This is a genomic window from Gordonia sp. G4, from assembly GCF_057770005.1.
Genome location: NZ_CM173442.1, coordinates 226,864 through 253,306, shown reverse-complemented (window position 1 = coordinate 253,306; position 26,443 = coordinate 226,864). Strand labels below are relative to the sequence as shown.

Annotated in this window: 1 protein-coding gene (cut by a window edge); it reads left to right on the top strand. The window is 68.9% G+C overall.

Annotation, left to right across the window (positions count from 1 at the left end):
• Nucleotides 1–26,370, top strand: the 3' portion of a protein-coding gene (locus tag AC3B5T_RS00975) for a non-ribosomal peptide synthase/polyketide synthase (protein ID WP_488358113.1). Its footprint begins 15,609 nt before the window's first position; the window shows 26,370 of its 41,979 coding nt (coding positions 15,610–41,979); its start codon lies off the left edge, out of view; the stop codon is at nucleotides 26,368–26,370.
• Nucleotides 26,371–26,443 lie beyond the last annotated feature (73 nt).

Sequence of the window (26,443 nt, the reverse complement as noted above, 5' to 3'; positions counted from 1 at the left end):
CCGGCCCAGAACATCCCGATCGGTACCCCGGTCTGGAATTCGACGGTGCGCGTACTCGACGCACGCCTGCGTCCGGTCCCCGTCGGAGTGGCCGGCGAGCTGTACCTGGGCGGGGTCCAGCTGGCGCGTGGGTACGCCTCACGGCCCGGGCTCACCGCCCAGACCTTCGTCGCCGACCCGTTCGGGCCGGCGGGCGCGAGGCTGTACCGCACCGGTGACCGTGGGCGCTGGAACGCCGCGGGTGAGCTCGAATACCTGGGCCGCAACGACTTCCAGGTGAAGCTGCGTGGTCAGCGCATCGAACTGGGCGAGATCGAGTCGGTGCTGGGATCGGCGCCGGGTGTCGTGCACACCGCCGTGACCGTCGCCGCCCCGGCCGGGGGCGGCGAGCAGCTGGTCGCCTACCTGGCGGCCGGACCGGGCGTCGAGCTCGACGCCGACACGGTCAAGGACGTCGCGCGGCGCGGGCTCCCGGAGTTCATGGTGCCGACGACGTGGATGGTCGTGGACCGGATGCCGCTGACCACCTCGGGCAAGGTCGATCGTCGTGCGCTTCCGGCACCGGAGTTCACCGCCGGCGAGTACGTGCCCCCGGCCGAGGGCCAGGAGTCCGAGGTCGCCGAGATCTTCGCCGGGCTGCTCGACGTCGCCCGGGTCGGCGCGACCGACGACTTCTTCGCCATCGGTGGCACATCCCTGTCCGCGATGCGGTTGGCTTCGCGCGTCTCGGACGTTCTGGGGCGTGACGTCTCGGTTCGTGACGTGTTCGACGCGCCGACGGTGCGCGAGCTCGTCAGCCGTGCAAGTGGACGCGGGCAAGCGTTGCCGCCGGTGACGACCCACCGGCCACGACCGAAGACGCTGCCCCTCACATTTGCGCAGCAGCGAATGTGGTTCATCAACCAGCTCGACCCCGGGCTGGCGACCTACAACATCCCGATCGCTCTCACGCTGCGCGGCGATCTGGACATCACGGCGCTGCGCGACGCATGTGCCGACGTCGTCCGCCGCCACGAAGTTCTCCGTACGACCTTCCCGTCTGCCGACGGTGTACCGCACCAGGTCGTCCACTCCGCCGACGAGGTCGACGATCGGCTAGATTGGGCCGTGGTCGGCACGACTGACGATCTCTACGCCGCGGCGACAGCGGGGTTCGACGTCACCGCGGACTGGTCGTTGCGTGCGCGGCTGACGCGGACCGGCGACCACGAACACGTGTTCTTGATCGTCCTGCACCACATCGCCTCCGACGGTGAGTCGCGACCGGTTCTGGCCCGCGACCTGTTGACGGCCTACTCCGCCCGCCGCGCCGGACGGGCGCCCGCGTTCTCGGCTCTCAACGTGCAGGTCGCCGACGTCGCGCTGTGGCAGCACAAGGTGCTCGGCGACGCCGAGGATCCGAATTCGCCGGTGTCGCAACAACTCCGATATTGGGAGCGCCAGCTCGCCGGCCTGCCGGAGGTGATCGATCTACCCGTCGACCGACCTCGACCGGCCGTCGCGAGTCAGCACGGTGCGCACCTGCCGATCGAGGTCCCCGCGGAACTCGGAGACGCGATCACCGGGATGGCCCGCGAACACGGGGTGACGGCATTCATGGTGGTCCATGCGGCGTTGGCGGTGTTGCTCAGCCGCGTGTCGGTGGTCGACGACGTGGCCATCGCGACGCCCGTCGCCGGGCGCGGTCAGCCCGAACTCGATCCGCTCATCGGCATGTTCGTCAACACCCTGGTGTTGCGTACCCGCGTCGATCCCGCCGCGACCTTCCTCGATATTCTCGGGCAGACCCGCGACACGGACCTCGATGCCTTCGCGAACGCCGACCTACCGTTCGAGCGTCTGGTCGACCACCTCAATCCGGTCCGGTCGGAGGCCTTCGCCCCGCTGGCGCAGGTCCTGTTCACCCTGAACCAGGCGACGCTGCCGGAACTCGGTGGGGAGTTGGGCGCGGTCGAGGTGGACGGTCTGAGCGTCGAAGCCGTGGCCAACGAGATCACCCCGGCGAAGGTGGACCTGACCATCGGGCTCGCGGCCGCTCCCTCCGGTCAGCCGTGGCACGGTTCCATCGTCTACGCCACGGATTTGTTCGACGAGCCGACTGTGGTCCTGTTGGGGCAACGATTCCTGCGCCTCCTCTCAGACCTCATCGTTGACCCGGTGACCAGAGTCGTCGACGTCGAATTGATGTCGGCCGACGAGGTCGCCGCGGTCCGCGGGTTCGAGCAGGGCCCGACTGTGACGCTGCCGGATGTCGTCTCGGTTGATGCTGCCGTGATGCGGACGGTGATCCGGGAAAGCAGCCGCATCGCCCTTGTCGCCGGTGACCGCGAGGTGTCTTACGCCGAGTTCGGCGCCCGGGTAAACACGCTCGCCCGAACGTTGCGAGACCTGGGCGTCGGACCCGATATCGCAGTGGGCCTGTGCATTCCGCGCTCGGTCGAGATGGTCGTCGCGATCCACGCGGTGGTGACCGCGGGCGGGCAGTACGTTCCGATCGACACGTCGGCGCCCGCTGAACGTGTCCGGTACATGGTCGAGACAGCAGGCGTCTCGGTGGTGCTGGTGAGCGGGGACCGGACACCGCCCGCCGTCGCCGAACTCGGCGACCTGGTGACGATGCGGGCGGTCAGTGCCGACGCCGCGGTCGACCTGTCCACGCCGCCGTTGACCGATGCCGAACGCGTCCGTCCCATTCGCGGCGACGACGCGATCTACACGCTCTTCACCTCAGGGTCTACCGGACGCCCCAAGGGAGTCACTCTCTCCCACGCCGCGGTGCTGAACCGCCTCTGGTGGGGCCTGGACGAATTGCCCATCGGCACCGTCGACCGAGTGGTGCTGAAGACCCCATACACGTTCGATGTGTCCGTGCCCGAGTTGTTCGCACCGCTCATGGTCGGTGCGTCCATGGTTGTTCTACAAGCTGACGGCCACCTGGATCCGGTCTACGTCGCCGATGAGGTCAGTCGCACAGCGGCGACGATGGTTCACTTCGTCCCGTCAATGCTGTCGGTGTTCCTCGAGGTCGCGGGTGAGGAGCGGGTACGGGCCTGGAAATCCGTGCGCATCATCTCCACCACCGGCGAGGCTCTGCCACCGGCTTCGGCCGGCCGTGTGCGCGACTGGCTGCCGCAGGTGTTGTTCTACAACCTCTACGGCCCGACCGAAGCTGCGGTCGAGATCACCTATGAGCGGATCGACGTGGTGCATCCCGAGGATCCGTCGGTGCCGATCGGCATCCCGATGTGGAACTCGTCGTCCGTGGTTCTTGATTCCCGACTCCGTCGAGTGCCGCCCGGTGTCCCGGGTGAGCTCTACCTCGGCGGCGTTCAGTTGGCACGCGGGTACGCCGCCCGACCGGACCTGACCTCGGAGCGTTTCGTCGCCAGTCCCTTCGGTCGTGGCGAACGCCTCTACCGCACCGGCGATCTCGTCCGTCGACGCCGCGACGGGGTCCTGGAATACCTGGGCCGCACTGACTTTCAGGTGAAGTTGCGTGGCCAGCGCATCGAGCTCGGTGAGATCGAAGCGGTGATCGCCACTGCGCCCGGGGTGGTGCACACCGCCGCCACGGTCATCGACGCACCCACCGGGGATCAGCATCTGGTTGCCTACATCGCCGGGCCCGCCGGGGTCTCGGGTATCGATCTCGACGCCGTCAAGGGTGTCGTGGCCGACGCATTGCCGGAGTACATGCGCCCGACCGTCTGGGTTGTCCTCGACGACATCGCACTCAACAGCGCGGGCAAGATCGACCGAAAGGCGTTGCCGGAACCAGAGTTCGCGGCCGCCGAGTACGTGGCGCCGGAGACCGAGGACGAAGAACGCGTTGCTGCGGTGTTCGCCGACGTGTTGGGGGTCGATCAGGTCAGCGTGGCCGAGTCGTTCTTCGACCTGGGTGGTAATTCGCTATCTGCGATGAGGGTTGCCGCTCGGGTGGGTCAGGTGCTTGGCGTGGAGACGTCGGTGCGTGATTTGTTCGACGCGCCTTCGGTGCGTGCGCTTGTGGCCGAGGTGTCCGGGCATGTGCAGGGTTTGCCGCCGATTGTCGCCCGCGCGGATCGCCCGAAATTTGTGCCGTTGTCTTTTGCCCAGCAGCGGATGTGGTTCATCAACCAGTTCGATCCGTCCCTGCCGACCTACAACATTCCAATTGTGCTGCAGGTGCGTGGCGCTCTCGACATTGAGGCACTGCGTCTGGCGATCGTCGACGTGGTGGAACGCCACGAGGTCCTGCGGACCAGCTTCCCGTCGGTCGACGGGGTCGCTTCTCAGCTAGTTCATCCGGTCGATCAGATTGCCGACCGTCTGGACTGGGGAATCGCCTCCGATCAGCTCGGGCTCGAGGATGCGGTTGTCTCCGGGTTCGACGTCGCTGTTGATTGGCCGATCCGCGTGCGGGTCTGGGAGGTCGACGCGGAGCGAGCGGTGGTCGCGGTCGTCGTCCATCACATTGCCGCCGACGGCGAGTCGATGAACCCGCTGTTAGGCGACGTCCTTGCGGCGTACGACGCCAGGGTGTCGGGAACTGAACCTGATTTCGTGCCCCTCGAGGTTCAGTTCGCAGATTATGCCCTCTGGCAGCACGAGGTCCTAGGTGATGGATCGGATTCGACTTCGGTCATAGGCACTCAGTTGGCCTACTGGACAGACAAACTCGCCGATCTGCCCGAGGTGCTCAACCTGCCGTTCGACCGGCCCCGGCCTCTTGTGGCTTCACAGCGCGGCGGACGCGTCGAGGCGGTGATCCCGGCCGAGATTGGGAGTCGGATCCGCGAGCTTGCACGTGTGATCGACGCGACCCCATTCATCGTCGTGCATGCGGCGCTGGCTGTGCTGCTCGCGCGGTTGTCGGCTAGCGAGGACGTGGCAATCGCCACTCCGGTGGCTGGACGCGGGCAGCGCGTACTCGACCCGCTCGTGGGAATGTTTGTCAACACGCTCGTCCTGCGGACCCGGGTGGCACCGTCCATGTCATTTTCCGAGTTGCTGGAGCAGGCGCGAGAAACTGACCTGCAAGCGTTCGCCAACGCCGACGTGGCATTCGAGAATCTCGTCGAGATCCTCAACCCAATTCGATCTGAAGCGTTCGCTCCGCTTGCCCAAATCATGCTCACGTTTGGCCAGACCGCATTGCCTGAGATGGGAGCGGAGACCGCGCCGGCCTCGGTCGCAGGTCTTGAGATAGAGCCTATGCCGCCGGCGGATCCGCCGGCGAAGCTTGATCTCACCGTCGGCATCTCCATCGCGGACGGAGACAGCGACTGGCCGCTCTCACTGGTGTTCGCGCGGGACCTCTTCGACGAGGACACCGTCGTTCAGTTGGCACGCCGATTTGTTGGGCTGCTAGATGAGCTCACAAGTCGCATCGACGGGGCTGTGGCCGACGCCTCGTTCCTCGAACCTGCTGAAGTCGACGAGGTGCTCCGATGGGCGGAGGGCCCAGAAGTAGCGATTCCGACGAGATCAGTTGCCGACGTTGTGTCGTCTCGTGTCGACCATGTCCCGGACAGGACTGCGCTGACCTTCGCAGGTCGTGAAGTCACCTACCGCGAGTTCGGTGCCCGGGTCGCCGGCCTCGCGCGTGAGTTGCTGGCATCGGGCGTTGGCCCGGACGTTGCGGTGGCTGTGTGTATCGATCGCGGTATCGACATGCTGGTAGCTATCCATGCCGTGGTTGCGGCGGGTGGGCAGTACGTTCCCGTTGACACAGGCGCCCCTAATGACCGGGTACGATACATGATCGAGACGGCGAGGGTAGGGATAGTTCTGCTGACGTCCGACGCCGTGGCGGCAGATCTCTCTGGTCTCGACGGTCAGCTCCGATTGATTACTGTGGACTGCTCCCTGTACGTCGACTTGGATACGCCGCCGATCACCGACGCCGAACGCGTTCGTCCGATCCGCGGTGATGACGCTGTATACACTCTGTTCACCTCGGGGTCCACTGGACGGCCTAAGGGCGTCACGGTATCCCATACGGCACTCATGAGTTTCATGGCTTGGCGGGGATCCCTTCTCATGGAAGCCGACCGGCAGGTCATCCTGATGAAGGCTCCGTACACATTCGACGCTTCGGTGTGGGAGATGTTCTGGCCGTTGATGGTTGGCGGTAGAATCGTCGTAGCAGCTCCAGACGGGCACAGGGATGTGCGTTACCTACGCAAGTTGATTGCCCAGGAAGCTGTCACAGCTGTTCAGTTCGTTCCTTCAATGCTCGCGTTGTTCATGGAACTGGCCGACAGCGAAGAGGCCGGAACGAGCCCTTTGCGGTATCTCTTCACTGGTGGCGAGGTGTTATCCGATGCTCTAGCAGCGGAAGTGCACCACCAAGAACCGAACTTGCGGCTGCTGAACCACTACGGTCCGACGGAAACCACCGTCGACCTCACTTCAGCGCAGAATGAGCCTGGAAGATCAGTAACAATCGGTCGTCCGGCATGGAACACCGCGACCTGGGTCCTGGATTCGCGTCTGAATCGGGTTCCGGTCGGTGTTCCAGGTGAGCTCTACCTCGGGGGCACTCAGCTGGCACGCGGGTACGCCTCGAGATCGGATCTGACTGCGGCGCGTTTCGTTGCTAGTCCTTTCGGCGCCCCCGGGTCTCGGCTGTATCGCACCGGCGACCTCGTGCGATGGAATACCGAAGGTGAGATCGAGTACCTGGGCCGCACTGACTTTCAGGTGAAGTTGCGTGGCCAGCGCATCGAGCTCGGTGAGATCGAAGCGGTGATCGCCACTGCGCCCGGGGTGGTGCACACCGCCGCCACGGTCATCGACGCACCCACCGGGGATCAGCATCTGGTTGCCTACATCGCCGGGCCCGCCGGGGTCTCGGGTATCGATCTCGACGCCGTCAAGGGTGTCGTGGCCGACGCATTGCCGGAGTACATGCGCCCGACCGTCTGGGTTGTCCTCGACGACATCGCACTCAACAGCGCGGGCAAGATCGACCGAAAGGCGTTGCCGGAACCAGAGTTCGCGGCCGCCGAGTACGTGGCGCCGGAGACCGAGGACGAAGAACGCGTTGCTGCGGTGTTCGCCGACGTGTTGGGGGTCGATCAGGTCAGCGTGGCCGAGTCGTTCTTCGACCTGGGTGGTAATTCGCTATCTGCGATGAGGGTTGCCGCTCGGGTGGGTCAGGTGCTTGGCGTGGAGACGTCGGTGCGTGATTTGTTCGACGCGCCTTCGGTGCGTGCGCTTGTGGCCGAGGTGTCCGGGCATGTGCAGGGTTTGCCGCCGATTGTCGCCCGCGCGGATCGCCCGAAATTTGTGCCGTTGTCTTTTGCCCAGCAGCGGATGTGGTTCCTGAACCGCCTCGACCCGGACTCCGTCACCTACAACATCCCCGTGGTCGTCCGCCTGACGGGTGACCTGAACGTGACCGCGTTGCGTGCCGCCGTCGTCGACGTCGTGATGCGCCATGAGGTCCTGCGGACAACGTTCCCCGAGTACGACGGCCTGCCTTATCAGAGGGTTTCGCCCGCGGCGCGCGTCGACGCCGAAATCGACTGGGCCGTGGTCAATTCCGAAGAAGAACTTGTCCGGGTCATGTCCGGGTTCGATGTCACCGTCGACTGGCCGATCCGCGTCCGCGTGTGGGAGTCTGGAGAAACCCAGCACATCCTGGCCGTTGTGCTGCACCACATCGGCTCCGACGGCGAGTCGACAAGGCCGCTGCTGACCGATGTGCTGACGGCCTACGAGGCCCGGGTAAACGGAGTCGAGCCCGCCTTCGCGCCGCTCGAGGTGCAGTTCGCCGACTTTGCCCTGTGGCAGCACGAGGTTCTCGGCGACGGTTCCGATCCCACCTCGGTGACGGGCCGGCAGCTGACCTACTGGACGGGCAAGCTCGCAGGCCTTCCTGAAGTCCTGGAACTGCCCTTCGACCGTCCCCGGCCGCTGGTCGCCTCGCAGCGCGGCGGACGCGTGCGAGAGATGATCCCCGCAGTCGTCGGCGAACGGATCCGCGCTCTCGCTCACGACGCGGGCGTCACCCCGTTCATGGTCGTGCATGCCGCGCTCGCGGTTCTCCTCGCGCGCCTGTCGGCGACCGAGGACATCGCGATCGCGACGCCGATCGCCGGACGCGGCCAGCGCGCGCTCGATCCGCTCGTCGGCATGTTCGTCAACACCCTGGTGTTGCGTACCGAGGTCCGACCGGACATGAGCTTCGCCGAACTGATCGAGCAGGTCCGCGAGACCGATCTCGAGGCCTTCGCCAACTCCGATGTGACCTTCGAGACCCTGGTCGAGCGACTCGACCCGGTGCGCTCGGAAGCCTTCGCCCCGCTTGCACAGGTCATGTTGACCTTCGGCCAGACCGCCATTCCGGAACTGGCCACCGACACCACCTCCGCATCCGTTGCCGGTCTGCTCATCGAACCGGTGACCGACCCCGACCCCGCTGCCAAGGTCGACCTGACCGTCGGCGTCACGGCTCCGGAAGGTGCGGGCGACTGGCCGCTCGAGATCGTCTATGCCCGTGATCTGTTCGGCGAGGAGTCGGCGACCAGGCTCGTCCGGCGCTTCGTCGGCCTCATGGGACAGCTGGTGACCGACATCTCGGCACCTGTGGCCACACCCACGTTGCTCGAACCGGGAGAAGTCACCGAGATACTCCGGCGCTCGCGCGGTATCGACATGGCGATGCCCGTGGCATCGTTGACCGAAGCCCTGGGCCGACCCGGACGGGCCGCCCGCGAGGGCATCGCGGTGGTTCATGGCGGTCGGCGGGTCACGTATCGTGAATTCGACGCTCGCGTGGCCGGTCTCGCGCGTGAACTCCTGGGCCTCGGTGTCGGTCCCGAGGTGCCGGTGGCGGTGTGCATCGACCGCGGACTCGACATGTTGGTGGCCATTCACGCCGTTGTTGCGGCCGGCGGGCATTACGTGCCGGTGGACACCGCCGCGCCGCGTGATCGCGCCGTCTACATGCTCGAGACCGCAGGCGTCGGGATCGTCCTCGTCGGACGGCGCCCGGTGGACACCGATCTGTCCGGACTCGACGACGTCCGTTTCGTCACCGTCGACACCGCTCGCGACCCCGGGTCGGACATCGCGCCGATCACCGACGCCGAACGGGTACGACCGATCCGGGGCGACGACCCGGCTTACACCCTCTTCACTTCCGGTTCGACCGGTCGGCCGAAGGGCGTGACGGTCTCGCACCGCGCGATCGTGAACCGCTTGGACTGGATGCGCGATTGGTACGCGATCGGGGAGGCAGACGTCTTCGTGCAGAAGACGCCGATCACCTTCGACGTCTCGGTGTGGGAACTGTTCCTACCGTTCGAGGTCGGAGCAACCCTGGCGATCGCCGACGCCGGCCGGCACGGCGACCCGGAGTACCTTGCCGATCTGATCCGAACACAGCGGGTCACGATCATTCATTTCGTGCCGTCGATGCTGTCGGTGTTCCTCGACGTTCTCGGGGATCGGACGGGCGATCTCGCGTCGCTGCGACTGACGTTCACCTCCGGTGAAGCGCTCACGGTTGCGGCCGCCCGATCGCTGCTCGCCGCGCTACCGGGTAACGAGTTGCACAACCTCTACGGTCCGACGGAGGCTGCAGTCGACGTGACCGCCCACCACGTGCGACCGGGCGAGGACGTCGTGCCCATCGGCGTACCGGTGCCGAACACCTCGACGTTCGTTCTCGATGCGCGGCTGCAACGCGTCCCGGCGGGCGTGCCGGGCGAGTTGTACCTCGGCGGAGTGCAGCTTGCGCGCGGGTACTCCGCACGGCCGGGACTGACCGCAGAGCGTTTTGTCGCCAATCCGTTCGGCGGGACCGGGGAACGTCTCTACCGCACCGGTGATCTGGTGCGCTGGAACGCAGATGGTCAGCTGGAGTATCTGGGTCGTACCGACTTCCAGGTGAAGTTGCGCGGACAGCGCATAGAGCTGGGCGAGATCGAGTCGGTCATCGCGACCGCACCCGGAGTAGTGCACGCTGCCGTGACGGTGTACTCGACACCGGACACCGGCGAACACCTCGTCGCCTACGTGGCGGGGGCCTACGGATCACGGGTGGACCTCGATGCGGTGAGGGACGTCGTGGCCCGATCGCTTCCGGCGTACATGCAGCCCACCGTCTGGGTTCCCGTCGAAGAGATGGTGCTCAACACCGCAGGCAAGATCGATCGGCGCGCACTGCCCGAGCCCGAGTTCGTCACGGCATCGGCCGCCGAGTTCGTCGCGCCGGCGGATGAGTTCGAGGCCGAGGTGGCGGAGGTGTTCGCCGGGGTCCTCGGTCTCGAGGCGATCGGGGTCACGACGAGCTTCTTCGACCTGGGTGGTAATTCGCTGTCCGCGACCCGCCTGGCGTCACGGGTCGCGGCCGCGTTGGGTACCCGAGTGACCGTCCGCGACGTATTCGATGCGCCGTCGGTGCGGGAACTCGTCGCCGCGGTGGCTGATCGCGGCGCCGATCTGCCACCGGTGACGACGGTGTCGCCGCGGCCGGATCGGATCCCGCTGTCCTTTGCGCAGCAACGGCTCTGGTTCATCAACCGGTTCGAACCGGGTGAGGCGATGCACAACATCCCGGCGGTCCTGCGGATGCGCGGGGGCCTCGATGTCGAGGCACTGCGTGCGGCACTGGTGGATGTGGTCTCCCGTCACGAGGTGTTGCGAACCACGTTCCCGGACGAGTCCGGTGTGCCATACCAACTCGTCCATCCCGAGTCCTCGGTCGTCGAGCACCTCGATTGGCTGGTCGTCGACTCCGAGGCCGACCTGGTCGACGGGGCGACCGCCGGCTTCGACGTCACCTCCGAATGGCCGATCCGTGCCCGTCTGTACCCCGTCGCCGACGACGAGCACATTCTCGCCATCGTCCTGCACCACGTCGGCGCGGACGGCGAGTCGCTCTCGCCGCTGGTGTCCGACCTGGTCGCCGCCTACACCGCGCGGGCCGCCGGTCAGCAGCCCGAATTCGCCCCGCTCCCTGTGCAGTTCGCTGATTACGCGATCTGGCAGCACGAGGTGCTCGGCTCGGTCGACGATCCGGAGTCCGTGGTCGCTCGTCAACTCGCCTACTGGACGACTCAGCTCGCAGGCCTGCCCGACGTCCTCGAACTACCCGCTGATCGGCCGAGGCCCGCCGTCGCATCCGGTCGTGGTGCGCGCGTCGGCGTCGACATCCCGGCCGATGTCGCCGGTGCTGTCGCCGATCTCGCCCGTGCGGGTGGAGTGACTCCGTTCATGGTCGTGCATGCTGCCCTCGCAGTTCTGCTCGCACGACTCTCGGCGACGGACGACATCGCGGTGGGCACGCCGATCGCCGGTCGAGGCCAGGAAGTGCTCGATCCGCTGGTCGGCATGTTCGTCAACACGCTCGTCCTGCGGACCGGCGTCGACGGTGGCCGGTCGTTCCAGGAATTCCTCGCGGATGTTCGCGAGACCGACCTGAACGCCTTCGCACACGCCGACATCCCGTTCGAGACCCTCGTCGACCGACTGAATCCGGTTCGCTCCGAGGCGTTTTCTCCGCTGGCGCAGGTGATCTTCTCCTTCGACCCGGCCGCGTCGGTGACCGAAGCTCTCGGCGAGGCCGGCGGACTGGCGGTCACGCCGTACGATGACGTGGCCGCGATGGCGCAGACCGACCTGTGGATCACGGTGTCGTCTCGCCCGGTCGGCCAGGTATGGCCGATGTCGATCACATACGCGACCGACCTCTTCGAGGAAGCGACCGTCGTCGAGTTCGCCGACCGCTTCACCCGCCTGCTCGGCGCGTTGACCGCGGCGCCGAGAACCGCAGTGGGCGACGCACCCTTCGTCGCGCCGTCGACGGTGGCCGAGATCGAGACCGCCGAATGGGGCGATCCCGTGGAGTTGCCGGCCGTGCAGACGGTCAGTGACGCGGTGGCCGCGCAGGCCCGACGCACCCCCGACGCAACCGCGCTCGTCTTCGGTGAACGTGAGGTGTCCTATCGGGAGTTCTCGGCCCGGGTCAACACGCTGGCCCGTGACCTGATCGCCGCCGGGGTCGGTCCCGATGTCGCGGTGGCGCTGTGTGTTCCGCGATCGGTCGAGATGATGGTGGCCATCCATGCCGTCGTCGCCGCCGGCGGCCAGTACGTACCCGTCGACGTGGCTGCGCCTGCGGATCGCGTTCGCTACATGTACGAGACCGCGGGTGCACGGGTGCTGTTGGTCGCCGACGCGGACGGGGTACCCGGCGCGGTGAGCGCCGCGCACGAGGCCGGCGTCCGTGTCATGACCGTGGACGCCTCGGCACTGCTGGACGTCGACTCGGCGTACGCCGCCCCGGTGTCCGACGAGGAGCGACTCGCGCCGCTGCGCCCGGACGATGCGGCATACACCCTCTTCACCTCCGGGTCGACCGGACGTCCGAAGGGTGTGACCCTGTCACACGCGGCCGTGCTCAACCGCCTCTGGTGGGGCCTGGACGCGCTGCCGATCGGCCCCGACGACGTCGTGATGCAGAAGACGCCGTACACCTTCGACTGCTCGGTGCCGGAACTGTTCGCGCCGTTGGCGATCGGTGCGCGCGTGGTCGTCCTCGCCGACGGTGGCCACCTCAATCCGCGGCAGGTGGCCGAGGAGATCGCCCGCACCGGCACGACGATGGTGCACTTCGTGCCGTCCATGCTCTCGGTGTTCCTCGAGGTCGTCGACCGCCAACAGCTCGCCGCGCTCGACACCCTCCGGATCGTCTCGACCACGGGTGAGGCGTTGCCGCCTGCGGTCGCGGCACCGGTGCGCGAACTGTGGCCGGATGCCTGGTTCTTCAACCTGTACGGCCCGACCGAGGCCGCAGTGGAGATCACGTTCGAGCGGATCCATTCCGTCGCCGCCGATGATCCGACGGTGCCCATCGGCGTCCCGGTGTGGAATTCGTCTGCAGTGGTGCTGGATTCGCGGTTGCGCCGGGTCCCTCCCGGCGTGCCCGGCGAGCTCTACCTCGGCGGGGTCCAACTCGCCCGCGGTTACGCCGCCCGCCCGGACCTCACTGCCGAGCGATTCGTCGCCGACCCCTACGGCGAACCGGGCTCGCGTCTGTATCGCACCGGCGACCTGGTGCGCCGCCGTCCTGATGGCGTGCTGGAGTATCTCGGCCGCACCGACTTCCAGGTGAAGCTGCGCGGCCAGCGCATCGAACTCGGTGAGATCGAAGCGGTCATCGCGTCGGCGCCCGGCGTCGTGCACGCCGCGGCGACCGTGGCCACGGCACCCGGTGGCGGCGAACACCTCGTCGGTTACGTGGCGGGGGTCCCGGGCGAGCGCCTCGACATCGACGCGGTGAAGTCGGTTGTCGCCGAAGCGCTCCCGGAGTACATGCGGCCGAGCGTGTGGATGCCCGTCGAGGACATCGCGCTGAACACCGCAGGCAAGATCGACCGTCGTGCCCTGCCCGAGCCGGTGTTCTCCGCCGGTGAGTACATCGAGCCCGCCGATGAGGCGGAGGCCGCGGTGGCCGCGGTGTTCGCCGACGTCCTCGGCCTCGACCGCGTGAGCGTCACCGACTCGTTCTTCGATCTCGGTGGCAACTCGCTGTCGGCGATGCGGCTGGCCGCCCGCGTCGGTGAGGTCACCGGCAGCGAGATCTCGGTCCGCGACCTGTTCGACGCGCCGAGCGTGCGGGAGCTGGCCCGTGCCAGTGCCGATCTCGACGCAGCGCGAGCGCCCATCGTCGCGGTCAGTCCGCGCCCGGAACGCATTCCGCTGGCCTTCGCGCAGCAACGGATGTGGTTCGTCAACCAAGCCGACACCACGTCGCCGGCCTACAACATCCCGGTGGTGCTGCGTCTGTCCGGTTCCCTCGACGAGGACGCTCTGCACGCCGCCCTGATCGACGTGGTGTCGCGCCACGAGTCGCTGCGGACCACGTTCCCCTCCGTCGAGGGGATGCCGTATCAGAAGATCAACCGGGCGTCGTCGGTCGCCGCGCGTCTGGACTGGGATGTGGTCTCCTCGCAGGAGGAGATCGAGGCCGCGGTGTCCGCGGGCTTCGACGTCTCCACCGAATGGCCCATCCGCGCGCGAATCTGGGAGGTGGCCCCGGACGAGCACGTCTTCGCCGTCATCACCCACCACATCGCGTCGGACGGTCAGTCGATGATGCCGCTGGTCCGCGATGTGGTCACGGCCTATCTCGCCGAATCGGCGGACACCGATCCCGAGTTCGATGAGCTGGAGGTGCAATTCGCCGACTTCGCGATCTGGCAGCACGAGCAACTGGGCTCCGCGGACGATCCCGACTCGGTCGTGGGTCGACAGCTCGCCTACTGGGTCGAGCGGTTGGCCGGTCTGGCGGACGTGATCGACCTGCCCACCGACCGGCCCCGCCCGGCTCGTGCCAGCCAGCGCGGCGGACGCGTCTCCTTCACCGTGCCGGCCGAGGTCGGTGACCGGATCGCGAGCGTCGCGCAGGAAACCGGCACGACCCCGTTCATGGTCGTGCACGCGGCGCTGGCCGCACTGCTGGCGCGGCTGTCGGCGACCGAGGACATCGCGATCGGCACGCCGATCGCGGGTCGCGGTCAGCGCGTGCTGGATCCGCTGATCGGGATGTTCGTCAACACGCTCGTGCTGCGTACCCGCGTCGATCTCGACCACGGCTTCGCCGAACTGCTCGAGGCCGCCAAAGAGGCCGATCTCGGCGCGTTCGCGAATGCCGACGTCCCCTTCGAGGTCGTCGTCGATGCCGCCGGCGCCCAACGGTCGGCCGCCTTTGCTCCGTTCACCCAGGTCTGGCTCACTTTCGACCAGGCCACCCTGCCGGAGTTCGCGGGCACAGACCTGTCGGTGGGGGAGGTCGCCGGCCTCCAAGTGAGCCCGGTGGACACCGGTCAGACCCCGGCACGCGTCGACCTGCTCGTCGGGATGACCCAGCCTGACAGCGGCCAGGAGTGGGCGGGCACCATCACCTACGCTACGGACCTGTTCGACGACTCGACGGCGAGGCGCCTGGGTGAGCAGCTCGTCGGATTGCTCACCGAGGCCGTTGACTGGCCCCGGACTCCGCTGCGGCAGATCGCGCTCGGTGACACCGTGTCGCCGGCCGAACTGGCCCGCGCGGCAGCGCAACCCGAGCCGCAACGGGAGACGGTGTCGATCGCCGACTCCGACGCGGTCGTGACCGGGGGACCGGGAACCGAGCCGGTCGTCCTGGGCGAACTGTTCGCCCGGGCCGCCGCGAAGTGGGGACCCCGCCAGGCCGTCGTCGACGCCGACAACGTCTGGTTGTCCTACGCGGACCTCGACGCGCGGTCGAACCGCTTGGCGCGCTGGCTGATCGGTCAGGGCATCGGCCCGGAGAAGCTGGTCGCGCTGGCGATCGGCCGGTCCGCCGATCTGCTCACCGCGATCTGGGCGGTGGCCAAGACCGGTGGTGGCTATGTGCCGATCGACCCGGACTACCCTGCCGAGCGGGTGGCGAACATGGTCGAGGACTCGGGCGCGATCCTGGGACTGGCCGTCCAGGCGTCGGGAACGCCTCCCGGCGAACGCTTCTCGTGGCTCCGCCTCGACGATGCGACGCTGTCCGCCGAGATCGCGGCACTGTCCGACGCGCCGATCACCTCATCGGATCGTCGTGCACCGGTGCGGGTGGACAACGTCGCCTACGTCATCTACACCTCCGGCTCGACCGGGCGCCCCAAGGGTGTCGCCGTGACGCATTCGGGTCTGGCGAACTTCGCCGCCGAGGAGATCCGCCGCTCGGGTGCCGACGAGTACTCACGGGTGCTCGGATTCGCCTCGCCCAGCTTCGACGCGTCGGTGCTCGAGTACCTGCTCGCGACCGTCTCGGGCGGCGTGCTGATCTATCGTCCCGCCGACGCCGTCGGCGGTCCGCCGCTGCAGGACCTCATGATGCGGCAGGCGATCACCCACACGTTCCTGACGCCGACGGTGCTCGCGACCATCGAACCGCAGGCGGTCCCGGCGCTCCGGGTCGTCTACGCCGGTGGCGAGGCCGTGCCGCAGACGTTGAAGGACAGCTGGGCGCCGTTCCGGCGCATCCAGAACCTGTACGGCCCGACCGAGACCACGATCGGCGTCACCATCAGTGCGCCGATGGCCGTGGGGGAGCCGGTCTCGCTCGGCGGCCCGCTCGCCGGCGTGGGCCTGATGGTGCTCGACGCGCAGTTGCGTCCGGTGCCCGTCGGTGTGACGGGTGAGCTGTACGTCAACGGCGGCGCCCTGTCGCGCGGATACCTCGACCGCCCCGGTCTGACCGCCGATCGGTTCGTGGCGAACCCGCACGGTCACCCCGGTGACCGGATGTACCGCACCGGCGACATCGTCCGCTGGAAGCAGGACTCCACCGGCGCGCCGGTCATCGAATACTCCGGCCGTAGCGACGACCAGGTGAAGTTGCGCGGTCTGCGCATCGAACTCGGTGAGATCGAGGCGGTGCTCGCCGAGCACCCGGCGGTCCGCTCGGCCGTGGTCGTCGGTGTCGGCGGTTCAGTCGCGACCGCGCTGGCGGCCTACGTGGTCGGGGCCCGGACACCGGCCGGACCCGACGTCGATCCGGCGGAGCTGAGAGCATTTGTCGGCGAACGACTCCCGGCGCACATGGTGCCGGCCTCGGTCGCGGTGCTCGACGAGCTCCCGCTCACCCCGGTCGGCAAGCTCGACAAGGCGGCGCTGCCCGAGCCGGTCATCGAGGTCGGCGAGATCGTCGCACCGGAGACCGACGAGGAAGCCGCGGTCGCCGCGGTGTTCGCCGACGTCCTGGGGATCGAGCAGGTCAGCGTCACCGAGTCGTTCTTCGACCTCGGTGGCAACTCGCTGTCGGCGACCCGCGTCGCCGCCCGGGTGGGCGAGGTGCTCGGCGTCGAGACCTCGGTGCGCGACCTGTTCGAGGCGCCGACGGTGCGTGCGCTGGTGGCCGAGGTGTCCGGACACGCCGAGGCACTGCCGCCGGTCGTCGCCCGTCCGGACCGTCCGGAACTCGTACCGCTGTCCTTCGCCCAGCAGCGGATGTGGTTCATCAACCAGTTCGATCCGTCGTTGCCCACGTACAACATCCCGTTCGTGTTGCAGGTACGGGGCACTCTCGACACCGAGGCGCTGCGCCGCGCGATCGTCGACGTCGTCGAACGGCACGAGGTCCTGCGGACCACCTTCCCGTCCGTCGACGGGGTCGCCCATCAGCTGGTCCATCCGGCCGACCAGATCGCCGACCGCCTGGACTGGGGCATCGCCGAAGATCAGCGCGGACTCGAGACCGCCGTCATGTCCGGGTTCGACGTCGCCGCCGACTGGCCGATCCGCGTGCGGGTCTGGCACGTCGATGCCGAGCGTGCCGTGGTCGCGGTCGTCGTCCACCACATCGCCGCCGACGGCGAGTCGATGAATCCGTTGCTCGTCGACGTCCTCGCAGCCTACGACGCCCGGGTGTCGGGAACCGAACCCGACTTCGAGCCCCTCGAGGTCCAGTTCGCGGACTACGCCCTCTGGCAGCACGAGGTGCTCGGCGACGGGACCGATCCGAGCTCGGTCGTCGGGTCCCAATTGGCCTACTGGACAGACAAACTCGCCGATCTCCCCGAGGTGCTGAACCTGCCGTTCGACCGGCCGCGGCCGCTGCAGGCCTCGCAGCGCGGAGGCCGCGTCGGTGCCCCGATCCCGGCCGAGATCGGGGAGCGCGTCCGCGAACTCGCACGCGAGGTCGACGCGACCCCGTTCATCGTCGTGCACGCGGCACTGGCCGTGCTGCTCGCGCGTCTGTCGGCCGGCGAGGACGTGGCGATCGCCACCCCGGTGGCCGGACGCGGTCAGCGTGTCCTCGACCCGCTCGTGGGCATGTTCGTCAACACCCTCGTCCTGCGGGCCCGGGTGGACCCGTCGATGTCGTTCGCCGAGCTGCTGGAGCAGGCGCGCGACACCGACCTGGAAGCCTTCGCCCACGCCGACGTGGCCTTCGAGATGCTCGTCGAGAGGCTCAACCCGGTCCGGTCCGAGGCGTTCGCCCCGCTGGCCCAGGTGATGCTCACGTTCGGCCAGACGGCGCTGCCCGAGATGGGTGCGGACACCGCGCCGGCCTCGGTCGCGGGTCTGGAGATCGAGCCGTTGTCCCCAGCGGACCCGCCGGCAAAGCTCGACCTGACCGTCGGCGTCACTGTCCCGGACTCCGGTGGTGACTGGCCACTGGAAATTGTGTACGCGCGAGACCTCTTCGACGAGGCGACCGTGACCCGGCTGGCTCACAGATTCGTCTCGCTTCTCGACGAACTGACGGCGCAGACCGAGGTCTCGGTGAACGAGGCCGCACTTCTGGAACCCGACGAGGTCACGCACATACTGCGTCGGTCTCGTGGTGCCGAGATCGCCGTTGCGGCGGAATCCGTGGCCGACGGCGTGCAGGCCGGCGTGACGCGGCGTCCGGACGCGATCGCGCTGACCTTCGCCGACCGTGAGCTGTCGTACCGCGAATTGGGCGCCCGTGTCGCCGACCTGGCGCGTGAGCTGCTGACGCTCGGCGTCGGGCCGGACGTGGCCGTGGCCGTCTGCATCGACCGCGGCGTGGAGATGGTCGTGGCCATCCACGCCATCGCCGCGGCCGGCGGGCAGTACGTGCCCATCGACACCGCGGCACCCGCCGACCGCGTGCGCTACATGGTCGAGACGGTCGGGGCGGCCATCCTCCTGCTCGGAACCCGAGCTGTCCAGGCCGACCTCACCGGCCTCGACGACGGGATCCGGCGTGTCACCGTCGATTCCGGGCGTGCGGTGGATCCGGCGACGCCGCCGGTCACCGACGCCGAACGCGTCCGGCCGATCCGCGGCGACGATGCGCTGTACACCCTCTTCACCTCCGGTTCGACCGGGCGGCCGAAGGGCGTGACCGTCAGCCACGCCGCCGTGGCCAACCGGCTGTGGTGGGGACTCGACGAGTACCCCTGGACCGTGGGCGACCGGATCATCCAGAAGACGCCCTACACGTTCGACGTCTCGGTGCCGGAGCTGTTCGCGCCGTTGCTGACCGGGGCCACGATGGTGATCGCCGAACCGGGCGGTCACGCCGACCCGCTCTACATCGCCGACCTGATCGCCCGCAGCGGTGCCACCTCGGTGCACTTCGTCCCGTCGATGCTGTCGGTGTTCCTCGATGTCGTGCCGGCCGAGACGATCTCCCGCCTGGGGACCCTCCGGTGGCTCTTCGCCTCCGGTGAGGCGCTTCCACCGGCGGTGGTGGCCCGCGCGCACCAGCTGCTGCCACACGTCCGGATCGTGAACCTGTTCGGTCCCACCGAGGCGGCGGTCGAGGTTGCCTACGCCGACGTGACCCGGGCACCGTCGATCGTGCCGATCGGCGTGCCGGTGTGGAACACGACCACGCATGTGCTCGACGCGCGACTGAACCCCGTCCCGACGGGAGTCCCGGGCGAGCTGTATCTCGGTGGCGACCAGGTGGCACGCGGGTACGCCGCGCAACCGGGACTGTCCGCCGAGCGCTTCGTGGCCGACCCGTTCGGCCGGCCCGGCTCACGGCTCTACCGAACCGGCGACCTCGTGCGGTGGAACACCGACGGGGAGATCGAGTACCTGGGCCGCACCGACTTCCAGGTGAAGCTGCGCGGCCAGCGCATCGAACTCGGCGAGATCGAGTCCGTCGTCGCGGCCGCCCCCGGCGTCGTGCACGCCGCGGTGACGGTGGCCGACGCACCGGGTGGCGGACAGCATCTGGTCGCCTATGTCGCGCCGTCGACCGTGGACCTCGAGGTCCTGCGAGACGCGGTGGCGCAGGCACTTCCGGAGTACATGCGTCCGACACTGTGGATGCCGATCGACGACGTGGTCCTGAACAGCGCGGGCAAGCTCGACCGCCGTGCCCTGCCCGCACCCGACTTCGCGGGGCTCGATGCCGACTATGTCGCACCGGCCAACGCGACCGAGGAGACCCTGGCGACCATCGTGTCCGGCCTGCTCGGGCTGGAACGCGTCTCGGTCACCCAGTCGTTCTTCGCGCTCGGCGGCGACTCGATCATGTCGATCCAGCTCGCCTCGGCGGTTCGCGCCGCCGGGTTCACGCTCACGCCACGAGACATCTTCGAGCAGCGCACCATCCGGGCGATGGCCCGGATCGTGGCCGGGGAGGCACATCGCCTGCCGGCGCTCGACGAACCCGCCGGCGGTGGGCACGGCGACCTGCCGCTGCTGCCGGTGATGTCGTGGATGATCGAGCATTCGGCGGATCCCGCCGACTACGCGGACTTCTCGCAGTACCGGGTGCTCCACGCGCCGGCGGGTCTCACCGTGGACGCGTTGTCGGAGTTGCTGTCCGAGCTCGTCGCGGTGCACCCGATGCTGTCCGCGCGTCTCACCCGTGACGGCGATCGCCCGCGGCTGGTCGCCGGCTCGGACGAGACCCCAGATGGTCGCATCGCGCCGTATGTGTTCGCCGAGTCCTCGGCCGCACCGGTGGGCAGTCCCGGCCACGACGCCGATCTGCGTGCCGCGCATGCCGAGGCGCTGGCACACCTCGATCCGTCGACCGGTGCGCTCGTCGCGGCGGGCATCGTCACCGACGTCGACGGCGTCGGCCGGATCGTCCTGGCGATCCACCACCTCGGTGTCGACGCGGTGTCCTGGCCGATCATCGTCGAGGACCTGGTGACCGGATGGGCGCAGCGGTCGGCGGGGCAGCCGATCGCCCTGCGTGCCGAGGCGACGTCCGAGCGGGCGTGGGCCCACGCGGTCGGCGCGCAGACCGACCGGCGGTCCGCCGAGCTGGCGTACTGGCTCGACCGGCTCCCGGCCCGGCCCACCGATCTCGGGGTCACCTTCGACCCGTCGCGGGACCGGTTCGCCACCGAGGTGTCGGTGGTCCACGCATTCGACGCGGAGGTGACCGAGGCGGCGCTGACCTCGGTGCCGGAAGCGTTCCGCGGCAACGCCAACGACGTCCTGATCGGTACGTTCGCACGTGCGGTCCGGGCGTGGCAGGCCGCGCGCGGCATCGCCGACGTCGCACCCGTCACGGTGCTGGTCGAGGGACACGGTCGCAAGGACGAGATCGTCACCGCCGACGGCGAACGCGCGGTCGACCTGTCCCGCACGGTCGGCTGGTTCACCACCATCGCCCCGGTCGCCGTCGATCCGTCCACCGACGTCACCCACGCGGTGAAGTCGGCCAAGGAGGAACGCCTCGGGCAGCCCGACGGCGGTCTCGGTTTCGGTGTGCTGCGCTACGGCGCGGACACCGAGCTCGCGCAGCGTCCGCTGCCGAGCATCGGGTTCAACTTCTTCGGCGCCGGCCGTGCCGGACGCCCCGCCGCCGAACCCGCGCAGGACGTCATCCCGTTCACCGGTGCGCCGGGCGTACCGGGGATGCCGCCGTCGGTGTCCGGCGCGATGATCGCGCTGAACCCGTTGAGCGTCAATGTCGGTACGCGAAGCGACGGCGATGCCCGGCGCCTCACGGCCAACTTCACGTTCCCGTCGGCACTGTTCGGGACCGACGACATCACCGCGCTCGCCGAGTTGTGGGCCGACGAGCTCACCGCGCTCGCGCAGCACGTCGCCGTCGTCGGCGACCCGGGCCGGTCACCGTCGGATGTACCGGGTACGCCCGTCACCCAGACCGAGCTCGACGCACTCGCGGTGCGGTTCCCGGGCGCGGACGTCTGGCCGCTCACCCCGCTGCAGGCCGGTCTGTACTTCCAGTCGCAGATGGCGGTCCGGGACGCGGTGGGAGCCGACGACGGTGCCGCGGGTGTGGACGTCTATGTCACCCAGGCGGTGCTGCATCTCGGCGGGGACGTCGACCGGGCGCGATTGCGTTCGGCGGCAGAGGAACTCGTCGCACATCATCGCGTGCTGCGCAGCGGATACCTGCGCACGGCGGGCGGCGCCCTGGTGGCCGTCGTGCCGCCGCGCGTCGACCTCCCGTGGTCCGAGGTCTCCCTGGACCCCGGGTGTGACGGTGACGAGGCCGCGCGACGGGTACGCGAGATCGCCGACGCCGAACGGATCACGCCGTTCGATCTCGAGGAGCCGCCGCTCGTGCGGTTCGTGAGTGTCGAGCACGGCGCCGGGTCCGACACGACGCTGAGCCTGATCGTGACCAACCACCACATCCTGCTCGACGGCTGGTCCGGTCCGTTGGTTCTCGCCGACCTGCTCGCGCTGTACGCCGGGGTCGGCCCGTACACCGCAACCATCGCCGCCGACACCGACTTCGGTGACCATGTCCGTCGTCTCGCCGCCGCCGACCCGGCCGCGGGTCTCGCCGCCTGGCGCGACGTCCTCGCACCGCTGGAGGAACCGACGCTGGTGTCCGGGGTCGAGGAGGCCACGACCACCTCGCTGCCGCGTGACCACGAGGAGTGGATCGACGCCGGCACGACGGCGGCGATCAACCGGCTCGCCCGCGAACGCGGCGTCACCGTCAGCACGATCCTCCAGTTCGCCTGGGCGGTACTGCTGTCGCGGATGACCGGCAACCAGGTGGTCGCCTTCGGCGAGACCGTGTCGGGACGGCCGTCGGACTTCGACGGCGTCGAGGGCATGGTCGGCCTGTTCATCAACACGGTCCCGAGCGTCGTCGACGTCGACCCGGCCGCCCCGATCGGCGACGTACTCGCCGCGATGCAGGCCGACAAGGTCGCGGTCCTCGACCATCAGCACGTCGGCCTCGCCGACCTCACCGCGCTGGCCGGGCTCGGGGCCCTCTTCGACACGCTGACCGTGTTCGAGTCGTTCCCGGTGGACTCCGACTCGCTGTCCACGGCGGACACGTCGCTGGCCGGCGGACTGCAGATCGTCGGCGTGGACGCGGGCGACTCGACGCATTACCCGCTCAACCTGGCCTCCTCGCCGTCCGGCGACCGCCTGCTGTTGAAGCTCAAGTACCTGCCGTCGGCCTTCAGCGACGACCAGGTGCGCGTCTTCGGTGCGGCGCTGCGCGAGATCCTGCGGACGACCGTCGACGATGCGGATCTGCCGACCTCGGCGATCGCACTGCTCGACGCCTCCGCCGCGGCCGAACTCACGCCGGTGAACGGTCCGGCGGCGCCGCAACCGCGTCTGCTCGGCGAGGTGTTCGCCGACGTCGCGGCCGAGCACGCGGACATCGTCGCGGTCACCGACGGCAGCGGCGCGTCCCTCACCTACGCCGAACTCGATGAGCGCTCGAACCGACTCGCGCGGTGGATGATCGGTCGCGGGATCGGTGTGGACACGGTCGTGGGACTGGCGCTCGGTCGCACCGTCGACCGCCTGGTGGGGCAGTGGGCGCTGGCGAAGCTGGGCGCGGCATACCTGTCCGTCGATCCGACGCTGCCCGCCGACCGCATCGCCCACATGGTCACCGATTCCGGTGTGCGCCTGGTGATCGCCTCTGGACAGGGAGCTCCGGAACAGGGCACCGCCGCCCCCGGTGACGTCGAGTGGATCGAGATCTCCGCTCTCGCCGAGGCCGTCCGCGACATCGAGGGCGGTCCGCTCGCGCCCGGTGAGATGGTGGGGATCCCACGCCTCGATGCGCTCGCCTACGTCATCTACACCTCCGGGTCGACCGGTGTCCCCAAGGGGGTCGCGGTCACCCAGCGCGGTGCGCACGCCTTCGCGGTCGCCGAGACGCAGCGGTTCGGCATCCACCCGGGTTCGCGCGTACTCGGTTATGCCTCACCGAGTTTCGACGCCTCGGTGCTGGAATGGCTACTCGCCTCGACCTCGGGTTCGACGCTGGTCTATCGCCCGGACGAGGTCGTCGGCGGTGAAGTGCTGACCGGTTTCCTCCGCGAGCACGAGCTGACGCACGTGTTCCTGACACCGAGCGTGCTGGCGACCGTCGACCCCGACGATCTGCCCGCACTGCGGATGCTCGCCTCGGGTGGCGAAGCGGTTTCCGCCGCACTCGTCCGCACCTGGGCGCGCCGGGTCGCGTTCCACAACGCCTACGGGCCGACGGAGACGTCGGTGGCCGTCACGATCAGTGGTCCGCTCGACCCGGACGAGCCGGTGACGATCGGCGGCCCGGTCGCGGGCACCGGCCTGCTGGTCCTCGACCAGCGCCTCTCCCCGGTGCCCGTCGGGATGGCCGGCGAGCTGTACGCCACCGGTGTGTCGACGGCACGTGGATACCTGCGCCGCCCGCAGCTGACCGCCGAACGGTTCGTCGCGTCTCCGTTCGGCGAGCCCGGCGATCGCATGTACCGCACCGGCGACCGCGTCCGGTGGGTGCGCTCGGCATCCGGCAAGCTGGTTCTGGAGTACCTCGGACGTTCCGACGACCAGGTGAAGCTGCGCGGCCTGCGCATCGAACTCGGCGAGATCGAGAACGCGCTGTCCTCGCATCCGGCGGTGAAGACCGCGGTGGTCCTCGGGGTCGGCGGATCGGTCGCGACCGCACTGGCCGCCTACGTCGTCCCGGCTTCGGACGAACCGGGTGCCGGGACCGCGACACCGGCTCTCGACACCGGCGAACTCCGGGACCACCTCGCGGATCGACTGCCGTCGTACATGATCCCGGCGACGATCACGGTCCTGGCGGGCCTGCCGCTCACCCCGACCGGCAAGCTGGACAAGCGGGCGCTGCCGGCACCGGACATCGAGGCCGACGACCTCGTCGCACCGGAGACCGCGGCCGAGGCACGGGTCGTCGCCGTCTTCGCCGACCTGCTGGGCGTCGACGCGGTGTCGGTGACCGGTGACTTCTTCGCCCTCGGCGGCAACTCGCTGTCGGCGACCCGGCTGGCGGCACGCGTCGGTGACGCGCTGAACGCCGACATCGGCGTGCGGGACGTGTTCGAGTCCCCGACTCCGCGCGCACTGGCCGCCCTCTGCGAGCATCGCGGCGGTCTGCGCGCACCGGTCACCCGGGTCGAGCCGAGACCGGCGGAGATCCCGCTGTCGTTCGCACAGCAGCGGATCTGGTTCATCAACCGCCTCGACCCGGCATCGGCGGCGTACAACCTGCCGATCGGCGTCGAACTCGGCGGGCAACTCGACGTCGAGGCACTCGGCGCGGCGATCGGCGACGTCGTCGCGCGGCACGAGATCCTGCGGACCACGTTCCCGGCCGTCGACGGTCGGCCGACGCAGGTCGTCCACGACGCCGACGGTCCGGCGTCACTGCCCACGCTCGTCGAATGCGCCACGGAGGCAGAGCTGCTCGACGCGCTGTCCGCCGGCTTCGACGTGACCACCGAGGTGCCGGCGCGGATCCGGCTGTGGCGACGCGGTGAGGGCTCCTGGGTGCTGCTCGCCGTGCTGCACCACATCGTCGGTGACGGCGAGTCGATGCGGCCGCTGATGGCCGACGTGGTGACCGCCTACCGGGACCGTGCCGACGGCCGGACACCGGAGCTGCCGCCGTTGCCGGTCCAGTTCGCCGACTATGCGCTGTGGCAGCAACGCGAGCTCGGCGCGGTCGACGACCCCACGTCGGTGGTCGGCCGGCAGCTGTCGTACTGGCTGCGACAGCTCTCCGGGGTGCCCGATGTGCTGGAGCTGCCCGCCGACCGGCCTCGCCCGACCGTGGCGTCGATGCGGGGGGCGCGGGTGGACTTCGAGATCCCGCACGAGGTCGCCACGCGGATCACAGCACTGGCGCGTGAGCGCGGGATGACGCCGTTCATGGTGGTGCACGCGGGACTGTCGGTGCTGCTCGCCCGTGTCACCGCAACCGACGACATCGCGGTCGCCACCCCCATCGCGGGTCGGGGGCGCGCCGAGATCGACCAACTGATCGGCATGTTCGTCAACACCCTGGTCCTGCGCGCCGAGGTCGACCCCGCGATGAGCTTCGCGGAACTGCTCGAGGACACCAGGGTCGTCGACCTCGATGCGTTCACCAACGCCGACGTGCCGTTCGAGACACTGGTCGAACGTCTGAACCCGACCCGGTCCAGGGCGTTCTCGCCACTCGCGCAGGTCATGCTCACGCTGACCAACGCGGGCAACGCCGCCCCGGTGTTCGAGGCGGAGGGTCTGCGGGTGGCGGCGCTCGAATCGCCGGTCACGACGGCCCAGCTCGACCTGACGGTCGCGGTGGTCGCCCGTCCGGACCGGTCCTGGTCGGCGTCGATGGTGTACGCGACGGACCTGTTCGACGAGGGGACCGTCGAGCTGCTCGCGCAGCGCCTGGTTACGCTCCTCGACGGGCTCACCGCCCGGCCGGACGCCGCGGTCGGGGAGTGTCCCCTGGTGACGCCCGCCGAACGCGACCGCGTTCTGGCATGGTCGGCGGGCGCCGCGACGCGGCCGACCGGCGCCACCCTGCCGGGCATCATCGGTTCCCGGCAGGCCGCCGTCACGCAGGCGGGAAGCGGCGAGAACGGTGCCGTCGACGGCGAGGTCGGGTACAACGGTCGCGGTGGGTACGACGGTCGCTACGGTGACGGTGGTTCCGGTGGCGATGGTGCCGGTGGGGATGACTGACCGAACAGAACACTCGGGGGGAATGGGGAACGCAGGACGAGACGGCAGGCGACGAGGCGAGATGGAGGCCCAA